Consider the following 18,268-nt stretch of genomic DNA (forward strand, 5'->3'; position numbering starts at 1 on the left):
TCATATAATTTCTCAACAATTTTTCTGATGTGTTGAGTAACCATACAAATCTCACAGATTGATTATTGTAATTTATATAGTAACAACTATAATGAGGTTTAAAGAAAAAGTCAACAGATTGTTCAGAATTTTAGGAGGAAAAACATGGGACATGTAATTGCAGTATCAGGAAAAGGCGGCGTAGGAAAAACAACTCTTTGTGGATTGTTGATCCAGTATTTATGTGAAAGCGGAAAACGTCCGGTCCTGGCGGTGGATGCAGATGCAAATGCAAATTTGAACGAAGTGCTCGGTGTTGAGCCGGAGGTCACACTTGGGGAGCTGAGAGAAGAAATTGAGCGGGCAGGCATAGACCCACGATATCAGATTCCCTCCGGTATGACAAAACAGGCATATCTGGAAATGCGTCTTTCTGATGCGATTGCAGAAGAAGACGATTATGATTTGATGGTAATGGGACGAACCCAGGGACAGGGCTGCTATTGTTTTGTAAATGGTCTTGTGCAGACCCAGGTTCAGAAACTGCAAAGCCATTATCCATATATTGTGGTTGATAACGAAGCGGGTATGGAACATATCAGCAGAGGAATCCTGCCAATGATGGAAGTTGCCATTCTTGTAAGTGACTGTTCCAGAAGAGGTGTTCAGGCAGCCGGACGTATTGCAAAGCTGATGAAGGAGTTAAACTTTAAACCACAGAAAACTGGATTAATCGTGAATCGTGTTCCGGATGGAAAACTGGATGCCGGAACTCTGGAAGAAATTCGAAATCAGGGACTGGAATTGTTAGGGGTTGTGCCACATGATGACCAGGTATATCAGTATGACTGTGATGGAAAGCCGATCATACAGCTTCCGAAAGATTCTCCTGTAAGAAGTGCACTGGGAGAAATTGTAAAGAAGTTGGGATTGTGAGTTGGAGGATTGAAAGTTTGAAGATTGAGTAAACAGAAATATTATCTGATTTGGCATAACTAATTGTAAAGAAAGGAAAATCTTCATGAGAAATCATTGGGCAGAAATAGAAAAATATTTAGAAGACCAGAAGATAGCGCAGGAACTAATTGGAGAACTGAGAGATTTTCACATGCGTTATGAGGTAGAGGATCAGGTAAAGGAACGGGTAGAAAAACCGGATATCCTGTTTTATGGGAAAAAGATTCTGGAAATGTCAATAGCAGCGCTTCTTCAGGGAGATAACCTGTTACTTTCCGGTGCGAAAGCTACAGGGAAAAATGTACTATGTGAGACACTGGCATGGATATTCGGAAGACCGGAATACGACATTTCTTTTCATGTAAATACAGACAGTGCCGATCTGATTGGAACGGATACCTTTATAAATAATGAGGTTCGCCTTCGGAAAGGCCCCATCTACCAATGCGCGGAATTTGGAGGATTTGGAATCCTGGACGAAATCAATATGGCAAAAAATGATGCGGTTTCTGTACTGCATGCCACACTGGATCATCGGCGCAGAATCGATATTCCAGGATATAACAGGATTTTACTTCATCCGGCAACACGATTTATCGGCACGATGAATTATGGTTACGCAGGTACCAGAGAGCTAAATGAAGCATTGGTTTCAAGGTTTATGGTAATCGATATGCCTGAAATGGATGAGGATAGTGTCCTTTTTGTATTAAGGCAACATTTTCCAGATGGGAAAAAAAGTGCACTGAAAGCTTTTGCAGGACTGTTTCTGGATTTGCAGATCAAAGCTTACCATGGAGAAATCTCAACAAAATCTCTTGACCTGAGAGGATTGGTTTCTGCTGTAAAAGCAACAAGAAGCGGACTTTCTCCAATTGATGCAATCCAGATGGGAATCATAAATAAAAGTTTTGATGTATTTGAAAAAGAGATCGTAGAAGATGTGGTTTCTACCAGAATCCCATCTTCCTGGACCGGAAAAGACATATGGGGGTAAACTTGTATGGAGGATGTCAGATGGCCGGCGAAACAACTGGAAGAACATCGTCTGGAGATCAGCAATCGTATCAGAAATCTTTTTTGGACAGTCAGTGGTGATTATGATATGGAATTTGAACCGGACACAGAAAAATATGTTTATTCAAAACAAACGGTTCTGTATGAGGCAGTGAAACAGGGTGCCTTTGCACGATATTTTGATCAGAAGAAACTTGGCATGTATTTGATGAAAAAAATACATTTTTCTGCTGGAGAAGATATGCTTTTGCCTCTTGCTGGATTATGCATGGATGCTGCAGTGAATCGTTTTATCATTCGAGAACGTTTGGGAACAAAGGAAATCAGAGAACAGGCGTTCAGAGAATTGGAAAAGGCCGAGGAAGAACAGGTATCAGACAAAGCTGGAACAGACCTGATTCACAGGATTAGGCTTCTGTATATAAGGCATGTTCTGGAGAACACAGACGATGAGGGAATGGATCCACAGGCAGAGATTGCATTGTACAAGATTCTTTCTCTGAAGGATGCGGAAAATACGGAAGATGTCATAAACGTGATAGATGAGATTTATAATCATGTTCTGGATCCCTCTTTTGAAAAAAAGAATGGAAATCTGGAGAAGATTCTGAATTTACCGGATATGGCATTGACCAATGACGCGTGGCAGGAATGCATGACAGATGAACAGATGGAAGACATCATTCAAAAATATCTTTCTAATCTCAAAAAAAAGATGATGAGTCTGGATATCAGAAACAAAAAGAAAAAAAGATTTTATTTCTCTCCGGAAAATGAAGAAGTTCCGGAAAGCTCGGAGAATATAAATCCACAGGCAGTGCGACGGATACGGGAATATGTGGAACTGAATTACGGAAAATCGTATCTAAGTGAATCGGAGCAGGCCAGAGTCAACCGGAAATTTTGTACAGGAATCCATAAAAACTGTAACCTGTATCTTACAGATGGAATATTACAGAGCCCTGTGATTAAAAATAATCAATACCGTTTTTCTCAGCTTCAGTTTGAAAAAAATAAAGCCTATTATGGAAATAATCACTGGATCATTAAAAGAAATATTTCTGTGTTGGCAGAGTCACTGAAACGGGCCTTTATAATCCGAAAGGATGATTTTGTCAGCAGATCTGATGCAGGACAGCTTGTTCCTGAGAGATTATGGAAAATTGGAAGAACAGACGATGACAAGTTATTTAATAGAAAAAAGAGATCTGACGATTCTGAGTTTGTAATAGACGTCCTGATTGATTCCAGTGGTTCCCAGGCTGACAGACAGGCTCAGGTAGCGGCGCAGGGATATATTATCAGTGAAGCATTAAGCCAGGCAGGAATTCCTCATCGGGTGACAGGATACTGTGCTTTCTGGGGATATACAGTACTTCAGAGATTTCGGGATTATGAAGATCCAAGGGAAACAAATGAAAGAATCTTTCAATTTCGTGCATATGCCAATAACAGAGATGGGCTTGCACTGAAAACAGTCGGTTCCTCTCTCATGGAGCGACCGGAAAAAAATAAGATTTTAATCGTATTAAGTGATGGAAAACCCTGTGATATGAGCATACAACGACCAGGAACCCGCCAGCCCAAGATCTATGACGGAGAAAAAGCTGTGAAAGATACTGCATATGAGGTACGTCGGGCCAGAAATCAGGGAATTTTCGTAATTGGTATTTTTGTAGGGAATGAAGAAGAGCTCTCCGTGGAAAAGAGAATCTATGGAAAAGACTTTGCCTATATTCGTAATATCAGCAATTTTTCCCGTATGGTAGGAACTTTTTTGCGAAGACAAATTGATATGGAATGAAAATGGAGGAATCACTATGGGTAAAATTGAATTTGCCAATTGCCAGGATGTAAGAAATCAGAAAAAGATACAGGAATTAGATTGTCCACGCTGTCATGAACCGGGAGGTATTGAAGCCTTTGTGAAAGACGGGATACTTGCAGAGGATGGAGTATGTGATAACTGCGGATATATTCTTCCAGAAGGAACAGAACTGGAGGAAGTGGAGTAAGACAGTTTGAAGTATGGTCATATGTAATGCTTATTATTTAGAAAAAAGAAAAGGAGTAAAGATAGAGATGAAAATAGCAGTTTGCGGAAAAGGTGGATGTGGAAAAAGTACAGTAACCAGTCTTTTGGCTAAGGCTTTAGCCAGACGAGGAAAAGAAATTTTGGTAATTGATTCCGATGAATCTAATTATGGTCTACACCGACAGCTGGGTATGAAGCTTCCCAGAGATTTTACAGACTATTTCGGTGGTAAGCAAAATGTTTTAAATGATATGATGTTATCAAAATTTACTCATCAGTTTTTTGAGGAAACCTGGACTATAGATGATATACCGGAAGATTATTATAGTCTGAAGGACGGTGTAAAACTGATGACAAGTGGAAAAATTCATCAGGCAAATGAAGGGTGCTCTTGTGCTATGGGAACTGTTATGACTCAATTTATCCAAAATCTCAGGCTTACAGAAGACCAATTTGCGCTAATGGATATGGAGGCTGGTATTGAACACTTTGGACGTGGAATTGATAACGGTGTAGATTTGATATTGATAATCATAGATCCATCCTATGAATCCCTACAGCTTTCCAAAAAAATCGGGGAATTATCGGAAAGTATTCAAAAACCATTTTATTACGTTCTCAATAAAGTAACAAAAGAGAATCAGGAAATGATGTATGAAGCTGTATGGAATTCAAGTCGAGTCGCTGTATCTCTTAGTGCGGATCCTGGTATTATGGGAGAGGGACTGATGGGGAAAGAACTATCAGAAAAACCAGATGCTATTGAAAACTTAACAGAATTTCTACTTTCTATTTAACAGAATAAGGAGATTTAGGTGGGTATAGGATGATACAGATTGCAATTGTGGAAGATGAAGAAATTTACGTAAAACAATTAACAGAGTATATCCGGAAATATCAAACGGAAAGGGGAAGATCAATAAAGGTTACGGTATTTGGTGATGGAGAAGATATCACTGAGAATTACAGTGGCGGTTTTGACATTATTTTGATGGATATTCAGATGCGGTTCATGGACGGTATGACAGCAGCAGAAAAAATCCGTCAGATGGATCAGAAAGTAATTATTATGTTTATTACAAATATGATTCAATATGCAGTACGTGGATATGAAGTTGATGCAATGGATTATGTGGTAAAACCAGTTGAGTACTTTTCTTTTTCGCAGAAACTGGATAAAGCAGTTGGACGTATGCGCTCTGAGGTTAAAGAATTCCTTACGATTCCGATTGGGGAAGGAGTTGTGAAGATAGATATAGCAGATATCTATTATATTGAGGGGCAGAGACATAATGTAATTTATTATACTTCGAGAGGAGATTACTGTTCAAGAATTACGATGAAAGAACTCGAAGAAAAACTTGCGGTACATAATTTTTTTCGATGTGCAAAGGGATACCTGGTAAATATGAATCATGTAGAGGGATTTGTTGGTTCTGATTGCGTGATCCATAATGTGCATATACCGGTCAGCAGAACCAGAAAAAAGAATTCATGAATCTGCTTTTGCAAAACCTCAATATGGAATGATTTCATGTGAAATGGAGGATACTATGTTATATCAGGATATTCCGAGAATTTATACGGCAATAGCAGAGTGGGGATCATGTTTGGTTTATCTTTATATCCTAAAAAAAGAAAACATGAAATCTGTACATTTTCTGGCAGGCAGTCTTTTCATGCTGGCAATGCAGAGTATCTTTCTGACTTTAACAGGCAGCGTAACTGAAATTTTGTGGATTCCCTGTATGATGATCGCTGCAGGTATGATGTATGGATTTCTTATGGTCGGAGGAAATATGAAGCCTCTGGGAGCGGCTTATTGCTGTGCCCGCGCATTTGTTCTTGCTGAGTTTACAGCTTCGCTGCAGTGGCAGATGGTATCTGGTGTACAGACATGGGGAAATCAGAGAATCTGGGTTGAAATTCTGATTACGATGGTTGTTTTTGGAGGCTGCTTTACGATTGACATTTATTTAGAAAAAGATCTTCTGAAGCAGAATTACCTTGAACAGATGACAGTAAAGGAAGTAGCAGCGGCGGCCATCATGGCTGTTGCAACCTTTGCTTTTAGTAATCTGAGTTTTTTAAATGAAAATGCACCATTTGCGAGCAGAGAACGTGCAGATGTTTTTTCTATCAGAACACTAATCGATTTTGGAGGAATTGCAATCCTGCATGCTTATCAGAGCAGAATCAGTGAGTATGTTGCCGAGAAAGAACTTTCAGTAATGAATGTGATGCTGAAAAGCCAGTATGATCAATACCGAAATTATCAGGACAGCTTGGATCTTATACAAATGAAATACCATGATCTGAAACACCAGATAACGGGACTTCGTGCGGAATCAGATGAAGAGAAACGAAAAAAATGGATTGATTCCATGGAAAAGGAAATCGCTGCTTTTGAAAATATAAGCAGAACGGGGAATCAGGTACTTGATACGATTTTGGCAGCTAAGATTTTCCATTGTCGAAAAAATCATATACAGATTACCTGTGTGGCAGACGGAAAATTATTGGATTATATGCATGTAACAGATATATGTTCTATATTTGGAAATGCTTTGGATAATGCGATTGAACATGTAATTTTGATTCCAGATCCGGAAAAAAGACTGATCCATCTGACAGTATCCGCTCAAAAAGGATTTGTGTTTATCAAGATAGAGAATTATTGTGAAGCAGAAATTTCCAAAAATGAAGAGGATCTGGTTACAACAACAAAAAAGGATAGTAAAACCATGGTTTTGGATTGAAGAGTATTCGTACAGCTGTAGAAAATATGATGGTTCTGTAGTATTTGGAGTACAGCAGAATTGGTTTGAACTAAAGATTCTTTTACCCAGAGTATTGTGATGCTCTGGGTATTTTGTTGCCAAGCATACGACAAAAAGGTCCGGTGGACCTTTTTTAGTATTTTGTGCCATCTTTGCTGCATCTGGTGCCAAAAACGGCATGAAATAATAACCATGTTATAGTAATGCTAACAGGAAATGACACCTGAAAAAGACGAGAGAGTCAAAGGAGGAAAAAAGAGAATGATCAGTGTTGAAATGGAAGATGTTCTGGCGGTATTACAATTATGTAAACCGTATATTATCGGTATTGTTACTGCACTTGTAATTGGAATCGTAATTATGATCACATGCCGCAGGATGTCCAGGGACAAAAGATTTCTGATAAGAGGGGAAGCTGCGATCGCAATGGTTCTTGCAGTTGTTGTCTGCGTGAATATGATCTGTTTTAAACCAATGGCTACGTTGATTGGACTTGCAACGGGAAATGGAACTTTAAGCGATGCAACAAATGAAGAAGCTGCAGGAGTAGCGGAAGAGATAATGGAAGACGGAATTGTTCTTCTGAAAAATGAAAGCCTGCTTCCTTTAAATGAAACAAAAAAACTGAATATTTTTGGATGGGAATCTATTAATCCGGCTTACGGAGGAGCTGGTTCCGGTGGAATTAATGATCTGTATGATATTGTCAGTCTGAATCAGGGACTTGAAAATGCCGGATTTTCTATTAACCAGGAACTGGTTAATTTTTATAACAATTATGGTGCAGATAATCCGGAAATGTCTATCCAGAAACAGAGCTGGACATTACCGGAGCCACCTGTAGATACTTACAGTGATGAGCTTATTAAAAGCGCGAAAGAATATTCTGATGTGGCAGTTGTGGTTCTTTCCAGAAAAGCAGGTGAAGGTCATAATGATATTCCTATGGATGTAAGTAAAGCGGCATATGATAATAATTCAGATAAGTATGACGATTTCCCGGAGGGAGAACATTATTTACAGCTTTCACAAACTGAGAGAGATATGGTGGATATGGTTTGCTCAAACTTTGACAATGTGATCGTAATTTATAATGGAGCAAATCAGTTTGAACTTGGTTTCGTAGATGAATATCCTCAGATTAAATCTGTTGTATGGTGCCCAGGAACGGGAAATGTGGGATTTAATGCACTCGGTAAAGTATTTTCAGGTGAAGTCAATCCTTCCGGAAAAACACCGGATACATTCATTTATGATATGACGACTGCTCCGTGGTGGAATAATGCAGAAAAAACGGAGTATACAAATCTGGCAGATATGGCTGTTGAAGGAATGAACGCAGGAACCGCTCAGGTGTATGCTCCGGCATTTACGAATTATGCGGAAGGCATTTATGTAGGATACAAGTATTATGAAACAGCTGCACAGGAAGGTTCGATTGATTACGATAAGACTGTACAGTATCCATTTGGATATGGGTTGAGTTATACGGAATTTGAACAGAAAATGGGTGAACTGGAGGAAAAAGACGGACAGATTTCTGTAGATGTAGAAGTAACCAACACAGGATATGTTGCCGGAAAAGATGTAGTAGAAGTGTATTATAAACCGCCATATACAAATGGCGGAATCGAGAAATCTTCTGCAAATCTGATCGAGTTTGCAAAAACAGATCTGCTTCAGCCGGGAGAAACTCAGACTGTTACAGTTACATTCAGTATAGAAGATATGGCTTCTTATGATGAGAATAATGCAAAAGCATATGTTCTTGAAAAAGGGGATTATGTGATTTCAATCAACAGCGATTCACACACTGTGCTGGATCAGAAAACTTATACTGCAGGTGATGATGTAGTATATAAGGGAGAAAATAAAAGAGCATCAGATGATATTGCAGCATCAAATGTATTTGAAAATGCAAAAGGCGATGTGACATATCTTTCACGAGCAGATCATTTTGCAAATTATGAAGAGGCTACAAAAGCGCCGGCATCTGCAGAACTGGGTGAGCCATATGTTTCTGAATATCATCTGAACAGCAACTTTGATAAGACTACATACCTCAATGATGAGGATGTAATGCCGACAACGGGAGCAGATAATGGACTTACATTAGCTGATATGCGTGATGCTGATTATGACGATCCTCGTTGGGAAAAACTTCTGGATCAGCTTACCGTTGATGAAATGGCAAATATGATTGCAATGGCTGGTTATCAGACAGCTGCGATGGATTCTGTGGGAAAAGTGGCTACACTTGATTTCGATGGACCAGCAGCAATTAATAACAACTTTACAGGAGTTGGTTCTATTGGATTTCCAATTGAAGTTGTGGTTGCTTCCACATGGAATAAGGAACTTGCACAGGCCTGGGGTGAATGCATGGGCAAGATCAGCCAGGAAATGGGTGCAGAAGGTTGGTATGCACCAGGTATGAATACTCATAGAACTGCATTTGGTGCAAGAAACTATGAATATTTCTCAGAAGATGGAGTTCTTTCAGGAAATATGGGAGCAAAAGCAGTAGAAGGAGCAAGAAACTATGGAGTTTATTCTTACATCAAGCATTTTGCTATGTATGAAGCAACGCCAAAATGGTAAGTGTCTGGTCGAACGAGCAGGCAATCAGGGAAATCTATCTGAAACCATTTGAAATTTCTGTGAAACAGGGTGGCGCAAATGCGGTTATGGTTTCCTGGAGTTTCCTTGGAGATAAATGGACTGGAGAAAGCAGCAACCTTATGAAGACAGTTCTCAGAGATGAATGGGGATTCAGAGGAATGGCACTTACAGATTTCTTCCGAAACAATGGTCATGGATTTATGAATGCAGATGCAGCATTGGCAAATGGAGTAGATGCAATGCTGTCCACATTCAACGGAGAAGAGAACAATGTAGCTAATCCGGAGCATCCAACATCTGTACTTCAGATGAGAAATGCCTGCAAAAATGTCATGTATACAGTTGTAAGCAGCTGGGCTTATGATGGAAAACACAAAGAAATAGGTATGGAAAACTGGAAAAAAGCAGGAATTGGTATCGACGTAGTAATAGCACTTTTCATAGCAGGAATGGAAGTATTGGTAATCAGAGGATATAAGAAAAGAAAGAATGCTGAATAAGGATGAAAGAGGGATGGAAAACAGTTATGAAGCAGCAAAAATTGGTTGAAAAGATGACAATAGAAGAAAAAGCAGCGATACTCAGTGGAAAAACTGTCTGGCAGACCAGAGAAATTGACAGGCTTTCCATCCCGTCCATCTTTCTTTCAGATGGACCGCATGGAATCAGAAAACAGGCGGGAGCAGGAGATCATCTGGGACTGAATGCATCCTTGAATGCAACCTGTTTTCCCACAGCAGCGACGATAGCAAACAGCTGGAATCAGGATCTGGGGGAAGAGATTGGACAGGCTCTTGGAGAGGAAGCAGCAAGTATGGATGTAAATATCCTGCTTGGTCCGGGATTGAATATTAAAAGAAGCCCATTATGTGGAAGAAATTTTGAATATTTTTCAGAAGATCCATATCTTTCCGGGAAGATGGCAGCATCATATATTCGTGGAATACAGAGTAAAGGCGTTTATGCCTGCCCGAAGCATCTGGCGGTTAACAGTCAGGAACTTCGGAGAATGGCAATGGACGCAGTTGTTGACGAACGGACATTAAGAGAAATATATCTGACCGGTTTTGAGATAGCTGTTAAAGAAGGACACGCAAAAGCAATCATGAGCAGTTACAACCAGATTAATGGGATTTATGCTAATGAGGACAAACATCTTTTGACAGATATCCTGCGCAAAGACTGGGGATTTGATGGAATTGTAGTAACAGACTGGGGCGGAAGCAATGACCATGTGAAAGGTGTTGCTGCCGGATCAAATCTGGAGATGCCGTCCTGTGGGTACGATTCTGCAAGAGAAGTGATTGAAGCTGTCCGAAATGGAAAGCTGAAGGAAGCGGATTTGGATGAAAGAGTTGGAGAACTGGTGGATGCAGTGATGGAACTGACATCAGGGAAGAAGCTTTCAGATAAAAACTTTGACAGAAACGCACATCATCAACTGGCAAGGAAAGCAGCAGCAGAAAGCATGATTCTTCTAAAAAATGAAAAACAGATTCTTCCGCTGGATACCAAAAAATCCATCGCTGTTATTGGAGATTTTGCTTTTTCACCTAGATATCAGGGGGCAGGATCTTCTATGGTCAATCCAACAAAAGTAGAAGATATGTCATCGATTTTGCAACAATATGATTTGAATATTCTGGGAATGACAAGAGGCTATCATAGAAATGGAGATGTAGATGAGAATGATAGAAAGTTTGCATTAAATTTGTCTATGAATGCGGATATTGTAATTTTCTGCTTTGGTCTTGATGAGATCAGTGAATCAGAAGGACTGGACAGAACCCATATGCGTATTCCGCAGAATCAGATAGATCTTCTGCAGGATATCAGTAAAGTGAATGAAAATATTATTGGAGTACTGAGTGCAGGATCTGCGATAGAAATGCCATGGCACACCTGCTGCAAAGCGATTTTGCATGGCTATCTGAATGGACAGGCAGGCGCTTCTGCAACATTGGATATTCTGACCGGAAAGGTGAACCCATCAGGAAGACTGGCAGAAACATATCCCATATCTTATGAACAGACACCGGCATTTCGATATTATCCAAGTAATGAGAAAACATCGGAATACCGCGAGAGTGTTTATGTAGGATATCGCTATTATGATACTTCAAAAGTACGGGTGCAGTTTCCATTTGGTTTTGGACTTTCCTATACGGAATTTACATATTCTGATCTTATCATAGAAGAGGATGGAATCAAAGTTTCGGTTACCAATACAGGTGACAGAGATGGAGCTGAGGTTGTTCAGATGTATGTAGGACTTCCTAATGCAATCGTGTTCCGACCGGAAAAAGAACTGAAAGGTTTTGCAAAAGTTTATCTAAAGGCAGGAGAAAGCAGACAGCTCAGGATTCCCTTTGATGATAAGACATTCCGTTATTGGAATATAAAAACGAGACAGTGGGAAATAGAAACAGGAACTTATCAGATTATGGTAGGAGCCAGTGTTGCAGATATTCGTTTAACAGGTATGACCGAGAGAACAGGAAATAGTAAAGGGTATCCGTATAATCCGGCAAAAATGCCTTACTATTATACAGGAATTGTGCAGAAAATATCAGATGAGGAATTTCGTGAACTTCTTGGCCATGAGATACCGAACAGAAGATGGAGTGGAAATCTGGAAATCAATGATGCAATTTGTCAGATGTATTATGCAAAAAGCCGACTTGCAAGACTGATATATAGATGTCTCACAAAAATGAAAAAGAAGAGTGAGGCACAGGGAAAGCCAGATCTGAATATTCTTTTTATTTACAATATGCCGTTCCGGGGGATTGCCAAGATGACCGGCGGGGCAGTCAGTATGGAAATGGTATATGGAATTGTCGATGCTGTGAATGGTCACTTTATGCTTGGAGTAAAAAAAGTAGTTGGCGGATATTTCAGAAACAGAAGAAATAATAAGAAATATGAAAAATTATTAAAAGAAGCCGGAGGGAAGTGCAGATGAATCGTATAAAAAATATATGGAAATGTTTTGAAGAGAAACATTCTGCTATTGCAAAATGGCTTTATCAGATATTCTATTTTGTTATATTCAGTATGGGCGTGACAGTATTCCAGTATCTTGTATTTACATTTTTACCAGGGATTTTGGGAATTGGTCTGGCTGGTACAGAATTTATGTGGCCAAAGGTTTCCATGAATCTGTTTGGAGTAAAATTTACATGGAGTTTGCTGGGGTATAATGTATTGCGTGATGCAACGGGAAATATACTGATCGGTGGTGGACTTGGCTATTTTATCAGTTATGAATTGGGGTCATTTCTTGCACAGTGTATTAATTTTCCACTGCAGAGAAATATTACTTTTAAAAGCCATGGAAATCCTGTATATCAGGCAATCTGGTATTTTGTTGCATGGGTGGTAATCTCACTGATTTGTAATGGATTTAATAATCTGTGGATGCCAGTTGCATCTGCATATGTGGCACCGGCAGTCTATAACATGCTTGTGACAATTATTACAGGTGGAGTTTCCATGGTGATTTTTTTCTTTGTGTTTAAAATTATTTTCCCAGAGGGGAACGCTGAATAGAAGAAATTAGCAAGTATGCCTGAAATCTAATAATAAAAGAGATGAGGAGTAGTAAGAAAATCAGACAAATATATTTTTCCAAGAATTTGTCGTAAAAATGTGGTCAAACCAAGAAAATCGAGTGCCGAAAGAGAATGTTACGCCATGCACAGCTCGGGAAAGAATTCCCTCGCTGTAGGGCTGTCGCCCTATAAAATAGCAAAAAAAGACGCCTTTGCAAGTAAACTAGCAGGGCGTCTTTTTTCACCATTTTGCATGGCTCGTAGCGTTCACAAAATCTTCACAAAATAATTAGCACTCGCCTATTGACAGTGCTAATAATAGTGTTATATTACAGCTAGAACAAAGGAAGAGGGATACAAAGAGAGGAAAAGAAGAAAACCTCCGGTATCCGGAAGCCTTTCCGTTCCAAAGAAACAGGTAAACAAAAAGATCCGGTGAAAAGAAAAACCGGAGAAAAAGCATGGATCAGGTTCCATGAGAAGAATAAGAAGGAGCGATGACTTATGTTAATGCCTAGTATTTTTGGAGAAAATTTATTTGATGACTTTTTCAACGATTTTCCGTTCTATGATTATGACAAAGAGATGAAGAATACAGAAAAGAAACTGTATGGCCGCAAAGCCAGCCATGTGATGAAAACAGATATTCGCGAGCTGGATAATGGCTACGAGGTAGTGGTTGACCTTCCGGGCTTCACAAAAGATGAAGTTCAGGCCACACTGGAAAATGGTTATCTGACCATCAGTGCAGAGAAAGGTCTTGACAAAGACGAGAAAGAAAAAGAGAGCGGCCGCTACATCCGTAAAGAGCGTTACGCAGGTGCATGCAGCAGAAGCTTCTATGTAGGTGAGGATATTACCGAAGAGGATATCAAGGCTGAATTTAAACACGGTCTGCTGAAACTCTTCGTACCGAAGAAGGAAGCAAAACCGGCTGTGGAGCAGAAAAAGACAATCTCCATTGAAGGATAAAAGAAAAAAAGCAAAAGCGTTTGCCGCCCGGGAATGTTAAAATTCCCGGGCGGCAAAATTTTTATCTTTTCTGGTACATCCCGAGGGAAAGAATCCGGAATACGCGGGCGGATATACGTGATTTTCGGATTCGGAAAATAAATTGTATACAATAATGTACTTGCTATTTGGGAACAGGTCGGATACAATAGGCGTGACAATTACAAAATGAGAGAACTCGTATCAAAAGGAGAAATCATGAAGAAAAGAAGAAGCGTACTTGCGCTGCTTTTAGTTGCAGCTCTTACTGTTGTACTTGGCGGATGCAGGATGGCAAGGATGGGAAAGCAGATTCTTCCGATACCACAAGTTCTCAGGTATCAACGGAATCAACCCCGACAGGGGAACCTGTTATGGGAGGTTCCATCACGGTAGGAATTCCTCAGGACATTGAGGATAGTCTTGACCCACACAAATCTGTTGCGGCAGGAACGAAAGAAATCCTATTCAATATTTATGAGGGCCTTGTAAAGCCCGATGAAGAAGGAAATCTGAACGATGCGGTGGCAGAGAGTCATTCGATCTCGGAGGATGGAAAGGTTTATACCTTCAAGCTCCGGAATGGTGTCAAATTCCACGATGGAACGACCGTCACTGCAGAGGATGTAAAATATTCAATCGAACGCTGTGCGGGTATCAACGGAGACGGAACGCCTCTGGTAGAGGCATTTTCCAATGTGGACAAGGTTGAAATTCCGGACGAGAGCACGATCGACATCTATTTAAAAGAGGCAGACACCGAGTTTCTTGCCTATCTGACGGTAGCGATTGTACCTGAGCATGTGGAAGATCTGGAAGCAGATCCGGTCGGAACAGGCCCGTTCCACTATGTATCACGGTCCCCGCAGGAAAACATTGTCCTTGAAAAATTCAGCGATTACTGGGATACGGAAAATCAGGCGTATCTGGACAAGGTAACATTTCGAATTGTCAAGGACAGCAATGCAGTCGTAACAAACCTGAAATCCGGTACACTGGACATGTATGCACGTCTCAGTTCCACACAGACAGCGCAGCTTGCCGAAGATTCCGATTTTACGATTTATGACGGCGGTATGAACCTGGTACAGGCGCTGTATCTGAACAATGCCGTGGAACCGCTCAACAATGTGAAGGTGCGCCAGGCGCTGTGCTATGCGGCAAACCGCCAGGAAGTGCTGGATATGATTGCGGACGGAAAAGGAACGATCATCGGAAGCAGCATGTTCCCGGCATTTGGAAAATATTATGTGCCGGAACTGTCAGAGCGATATAATCAGGATATTGAGAAGGCAAAAGAACTGTTAAAAGAAGCCGGATACCCAGATGGATTTGAGCTTACGATTACAGTGCCGAACAATTATCAGCAGCATATCGATACAGCCCAGGTTCTGGTAGAGCAGCTTAAAGCGATCGGTGTTACTGCCAAAATTCAGCAGGTCGAGTGGGACAGCTGGCTGTCGGATGTATATGCAGACCGGAAGTTCCAGTCCACGGTTGTCGGCGTTGATGCGGCATATCTGACCGGACGCGCGTTGCTGGAACGGTTTACCTCAACATCATCCAAGAACTTTATCAACTACAGCAACGAAGAGTATGATAAACTGTATCAGCAGGTTAAGACCAGCACGGATGAAGAGGAGCAGGTTGAGATTTACAAAAAAATGGAAACACTGCTCTGTGACGATGCGGCAAACCTGTATATCGAGGATATGGCATGTGAGGTTGCACTTCGGAGCGATTTTGCGGGCTATCGGTTCTATCCGCTGTACGTGCAGGATATGGCGAAAATTTATAAAGTAAAATAGTAGCTATTCCGTTACGGCTCGCTGGGTACCGGTGGGCGGTAACGCTATTTCAGGCAGGAAAAAGAAAAACTCTCATTCGATTGTCAAATCTGCCTGAAAAGAGATAAAATCTGAAAAAACAGAGAAAAAGCGGCGCAGAATTGCTGAAAAGAAGCAGTCTGCGTTGCTTTTTCTCTCTGTCGATAGAATCTCCGAAAATATGTTAGGCTTGACTTTTTTTTCAACACTGCCTACTATAGAAAAAGACAGAAAAAACATAAGGGCTTCGCGGCGATGCGTGAGGCCCTTTTTATCTAAGCTAATGTTTCTGAATGTATTGTGGAAAGAAGGGGAACCCATGACAGATTTTCTGGTAAGATGTTTTGTAAAAGAGTATGAGAACACTGACAATGCGGATGTGCGGACGAGATATGGTATTTTATCCAGTATGGTAGGAATCTGCTGCAATGTATTGCTGTTTGCCGCCAAGCTGCTGATCGGTGTTGGGATGCATTCTCTGGCGATCATGGCGGATGCGTTCAATAACCTTTCCGATGCGGCATCTTCGGTCATCAGCTTTGTTGGTGTCAAGATGGCAAACAAACCGGCCGACAAAGAGCATCCGTTCGGGCATGGACGGATCGAGTATATTGCAGCGCTGATCGTTTCGTTTCTGGTTATTGAAGTCGGCTTTACGTTTTTAAAGAGCTCCCTGGAGAAAATTCGCAATCCGGAAGAGATCACATTTCAGATGGTTCCGTTTTTGATTCTGGTGCTCTCGGTTGGTGTAAAGCTGTGGATGGCGCTTTTCAACCGAAAACTGGGAAACCGCATTCAGTCGAAGGTGATGCTGGCAACGTCGGCGGATTCCATGGGCGACGTGATCACGACGAGCGCAACGATCGCTTCTATATTGATCTGCCATTTCCTTTCGGTTAATATCGACGCAATCGCAGGACTTGTTGTGGCGGTACTCGTTATGTGGTCCGGTATTTCCATTGCAAAAGATACATTGGAACCGCTGATCGGGCAGGGCGCGGATCCGGATCTGTATGCACGGATCATGAAAGAGGTTGCTTCCTATGAAGGAATTGTAGGAACCCATGATCTGATTGTCCACAACTACGGGCCTGGCAGAAGTATGGCATCGATCCATGCGGAGGTGCCGCGAGATGTCGATATCGAGGTATCGCATGATATTATCGACCGCATTGAACATGAGGTCGGCAAAAAATTGGGGATTCTGCTGGTCATCCACATGGATCCGGTGGAGATCCACGATGCGACGGTTCTTGCGACAAAGGAGAAGGTAAGAAACGTAATTTCCATTCTCGATCCGGAGCTTTCCTTCCACGATTTCCGTATGATCAACGGGGCGGAGAAAAAGAAGCTGATTTTTGATCTTGAAATCCCGTATTCTTATAAGAAGAAAGACTGTGATCGCGTGATCGGGCAGATCGGGGCGCTGATGAAGGAAATGGATGAGAAGTATGAATGCGTCGTCAACATCGACAAAAAATACGTGGCGGGAGAGTGACAACGGCCGGGTTGAGCCGTCAAATCCCTTCCAAAATGTTCCAAAAGTCAGTTTTTTGAAAAAAATAAAAAAATTTCAAAAAAGGTGTTGACTTTTCTCTTGCGATAGTGTATTATACATTTTGTCGCAAGGCAATGGGCTATCGCCAAACGGTAAGGCAACGGACTCTGACTCCGTCAGTTCCTGGTTCGAATCCAGGTAGCCCAGCTCATTAAAAGGTCTCAGGTCTCGTACCTGAGGCCTTTTTCGATGCTCAAAAACAAATACAGCAGGAGGAACGAAACGATGAAGTATTCCTTTACGAGCAGAATCCGCTACAGCGAAATCGGTGAGGACGGAAATCTCACCCTGCCGGGGCTGATCAATTACTTTCAGGACTGCAGTACCTTCCAGTCGGAAGCGATCGGCGAGGGCGTTGCGGAGCTCAAAAAACGAGGCTGCGCCTGGGTGCTGTCCGCGTGGCAGATTCATGTGCACCGCTATCCATCCCTCGGTGAAGCGGTAAAAATCACTACATGGGCGAGCGGCTTCAAAGGATTTCTTGGCATGCGTAACTTCACGATGGAAACAGAAGACGGCGAAATGCTCGCCTGTGCCAACTCCATCTGGTCTTACGTCAATATGGAAACGGGTCATCCCGTCCGCGCACCGAAAGAGACGACAGACGCCTATGGCATTGACGATCCGATCGACGAGGATTTCGGAGAGCGCAAAGTGAAAATGCCGGAAGCAGATTTCATCGGCGAACCGTTCCCGGTGCGGCCGCACAACCTCGATACGAACCACCACGTCAACAACGCACAGTTCATTTCCCTTGCCGGTGAATGCCTTCCGAAGAACTTCACCGTGCACCGGATGCGCGCCGAATACAAACAGCAGGCGCACCTCGGTGACGTCCTGCATCCGCTGCGCGCCGAGACGGAAAACGGCTGTTTTATCTCGCTGAACGATGAAAAAGGACAGCCATACGTAGTTGTGGAATTTCAATGATTGTGGTACAATCGGAAAGA

13 protein-coding genes, 1 tRNA gene and 1 pseudogene are annotated in these 18,268 nt (G+C 41.6%); all 15 read left to right on the forward strand.

Annotated elements, in window-relative coordinates:
- Positions 1-144: 144 nt before the first annotated feature.
- The 15 genes and pseudogenes from DWZ60_RS06020 to DWZ60_RS06095 all read left to right on the forward strand — a co-directional run bounded on the left by DWZ60_RS06020 (position 145) and on the right by DWZ60_RS06095 (position 18,248).
- Positions 145-915: an ATP-binding protein gene (locus DWZ60_RS06020; RefSeq protein ID WP_055226248.1), complete on the forward strand. Its 771-nt coding sequence runs from the start codon at positions 145-147 to the stop codon at positions 913-915.
- Between the two features lie 85 nt (positions 916-1,000).
- On the forward strand, positions 1,001-1,933 hold the full coding sequence (locus tag DWZ60_RS06025; protein WP_117510047.1) for an AAA family ATPase: 933 nt from the start codon (positions 1,001-1,003) through the stop codon (positions 1,931-1,933).
- Between the two features lie 675 nt (positions 1,934-2,608).
- On the forward strand, positions 2,609-3,757 hold the full coding sequence (locus tag DWZ60_RS17940) for a cobaltochelatase CobT-related protein (RefSeq protein WP_242991164.1): 1,149 nt from the start codon (positions 2,609-2,611) through the stop codon (positions 3,755-3,757).
- A gap of 16 nt (positions 3,758-3,773) precedes the next feature.
- Positions 3,774-3,968, forward strand: a complete 195-nt coding sequence (locus tag DWZ60_RS06035; RefSeq protein ID WP_015542178.1) for a hypothetical protein — start codon at positions 3,774-3,776, stop codon at positions 3,966-3,968.
- Between the two features lie 67 nt (positions 3,969-4,035).
- The gene (locus DWZ60_RS06040) at positions 4,036-4,785 is read left to right on the forward strand and encodes an ATP-binding protein (RefSeq protein WP_055226331.1); all 750 of its coding nucleotides are present in this window, start codon (positions 4,036-4,038) and stop codon (positions 4,783-4,785) included.
- A 29-nt stretch (positions 4,786-4,814) separates the two neighbouring features.
- Entirely contained in the window at positions 4,815-5,486 is a 672-nt protein-coding gene (locus DWZ60_RS06045; protein WP_119206857.1) for a LytR/AlgR family response regulator transcription factor, read from the forward strand.
- Between the two features lie 439 nt (positions 5,487-5,925).
- A complete protein-coding gene (locus DWZ60_RS17945; RefSeq protein ID WP_243038229.1) occupies positions 5,926-6,747 on the forward strand; it encodes an ATP-binding protein in 822 nt (273 codons plus the stop codon).
- Between the two features lie 282 nt (positions 6,748-7,029).
- A pseudogene (locus DWZ60_RS06055) lies at positions 7,030-9,890 on the forward strand (glycoside hydrolase family 3 C-terminal domain-containing protein).
- Positions 9,891-9,916: 26 nt separating this feature from the next.
- Positions 9,917-12,355, forward strand: a complete 2,439-nt coding sequence (locus DWZ60_RS06060; RefSeq protein ID WP_243038230.1) for a glycoside hydrolase family 3 C-terminal domain-containing protein — start codon at positions 9,917-9,919, stop codon at positions 12,353-12,355.
- Complete coding sequence (locus DWZ60_RS06065) at positions 12,352-12,942, forward strand: hypothetical protein (RefSeq protein ID WP_119221386.1); 591 nt, start codon at positions 12,352-12,354, stop codon at positions 12,940-12,942. The genes DWZ60_RS06060 and DWZ60_RS06065 overlap by 4 nt, the downstream gene beginning before the upstream one ends.
- A gap of 506 nt (positions 12,943-13,448) precedes the next feature.
- Positions 13,449-13,916 carry an Hsp20/alpha crystallin family protein gene (locus DWZ60_RS06070; RefSeq protein WP_117510053.1) on the forward strand — a complete coding sequence of 156 codons (468 nt, stop codon included), beginning with the start codon at positions 13,449-13,451 and terminating at the stop codon, positions 13,914-13,916.
- Positions 13,917-14,308: 392 nt separating this feature from the next.
- Positions 14,309-15,742, forward strand: a complete 1,434-nt coding sequence (locus DWZ60_RS06075; RefSeq protein ID WP_330422138.1) for an ABC transporter substrate-binding protein — start codon at positions 14,309-14,311, stop codon at positions 15,740-15,742.
- 337 nt (positions 15,743-16,079) lie between these two features.
- Entirely contained in the window at positions 16,080-17,258 is a 1,179-nt protein-coding gene (locus tag DWZ60_RS06085) for a cation diffusion facilitator family transporter (protein ID WP_117510056.1), read from the forward strand.
- Between the two features lie 135 nt (positions 17,259-17,393).
- Positions 17,394-17,465, forward strand: a tRNA-Gln gene (locus DWZ60_RS06090).
- A gap of 78 nt (positions 17,466-17,543) precedes the next feature.
- Positions 17,544-18,248 (forward strand): acyl-[acyl-carrier-protein] thioesterase, encoded by a 705-nt coding sequence (locus DWZ60_RS06095; protein ID WP_119221387.1) that lies wholly within the window; start codon positions 17,544-17,546, stop codon positions 18,246-18,248.
- The last annotated feature ends 20 nt before the right edge of the window (positions 18,249-18,268 follow it).

The sequence above is a fragment of the Blautia sp. AF34-10 genome (genome assembly GCF_003477865.1).
Classification (GTDB): Bacteria; Bacillota; Clostridia; order Lachnospirales; family Lachnospiraceae; genus Fusicatenibacter; species Fusicatenibacter saccharivorans.

Coding starts and splice junctions, on each gene's coding strand:
- DWZ60_RS06025 (WP_117510047.1), top strand. CDS start 1,001: ATGAGAAATCATTGGGCAGAAATAGAAAAATATTTAGAAGACCAGAAG.
- DWZ60_RS06020 (WP_055226248.1), top strand. CDS start 145: ATGGGACATGTAATTGCAGTATCAGGAAAAGGCGGCGTAGGAAAAACA.
- DWZ60_RS06035 (WP_015542178.1), top strand. CDS start 3,774: ATGGGTAAAATTGAATTTGCCAATTGCCAGGATGTAAGAAATCAGAAA.
- DWZ60_RS06065 (WP_119221386.1), top strand. CDS start 12,352: ATGAATCGTATAAAAAATATATGGAAATGTTTTGAAGAGAAACATTCT.
- DWZ60_RS06070 (WP_117510053.1), top strand. CDS start 13,449: ATGTTAATGCCTAGTATTTTTGGAGAAAATTTATTTGATGACTTTTTC.
- DWZ60_RS17940 (WP_242991164.1), top strand. CDS start 2,609: ATGACAGATGAACAGATGGAAGACATCATTCAAAAATATCTTTCTAAT.
- DWZ60_RS06040 (WP_055226331.1), top strand. CDS start 4,036: ATGAAAATAGCAGTTTGCGGAAAAGGTGGATGTGGAAAAAGTACAGTA.
- DWZ60_RS06075 (WP_330422138.1), top strand. CDS start 14,309: ATGGGAGGTTCCATCACGGTAGGAATTCCTCAGGACATTGAGGATAGT.
- DWZ60_RS17945 (WP_243038229.1), top strand. CDS start 5,926: ATGGTTGTTTTTGGAGGCTGCTTTACGATTGACATTTATTTAGAAAAA.
- DWZ60_RS06095 (WP_119221387.1), top strand. CDS start 17,544: ATGAAGTATTCCTTTACGAGCAGAATCCGCTACAGCGAAATCGGTGAG.
- DWZ60_RS06085 (WP_117510056.1), top strand. CDS start 16,080: ATGACAGATTTTCTGGTAAGATGTTTTGTAAAAGAGTATGAGAACACT.
- DWZ60_RS06060 (WP_243038230.1), top strand. CDS start 9,917: ATGAAGCAGCAAAAATTGGTTGAAAAGATGACAATAGAAGAAAAAGCA.
- DWZ60_RS06045 (WP_119206857.1), top strand. CDS start 4,815: ATGATACAGATTGCAATTGTGGAAGATGAAGAAATTTACGTAAAACAA.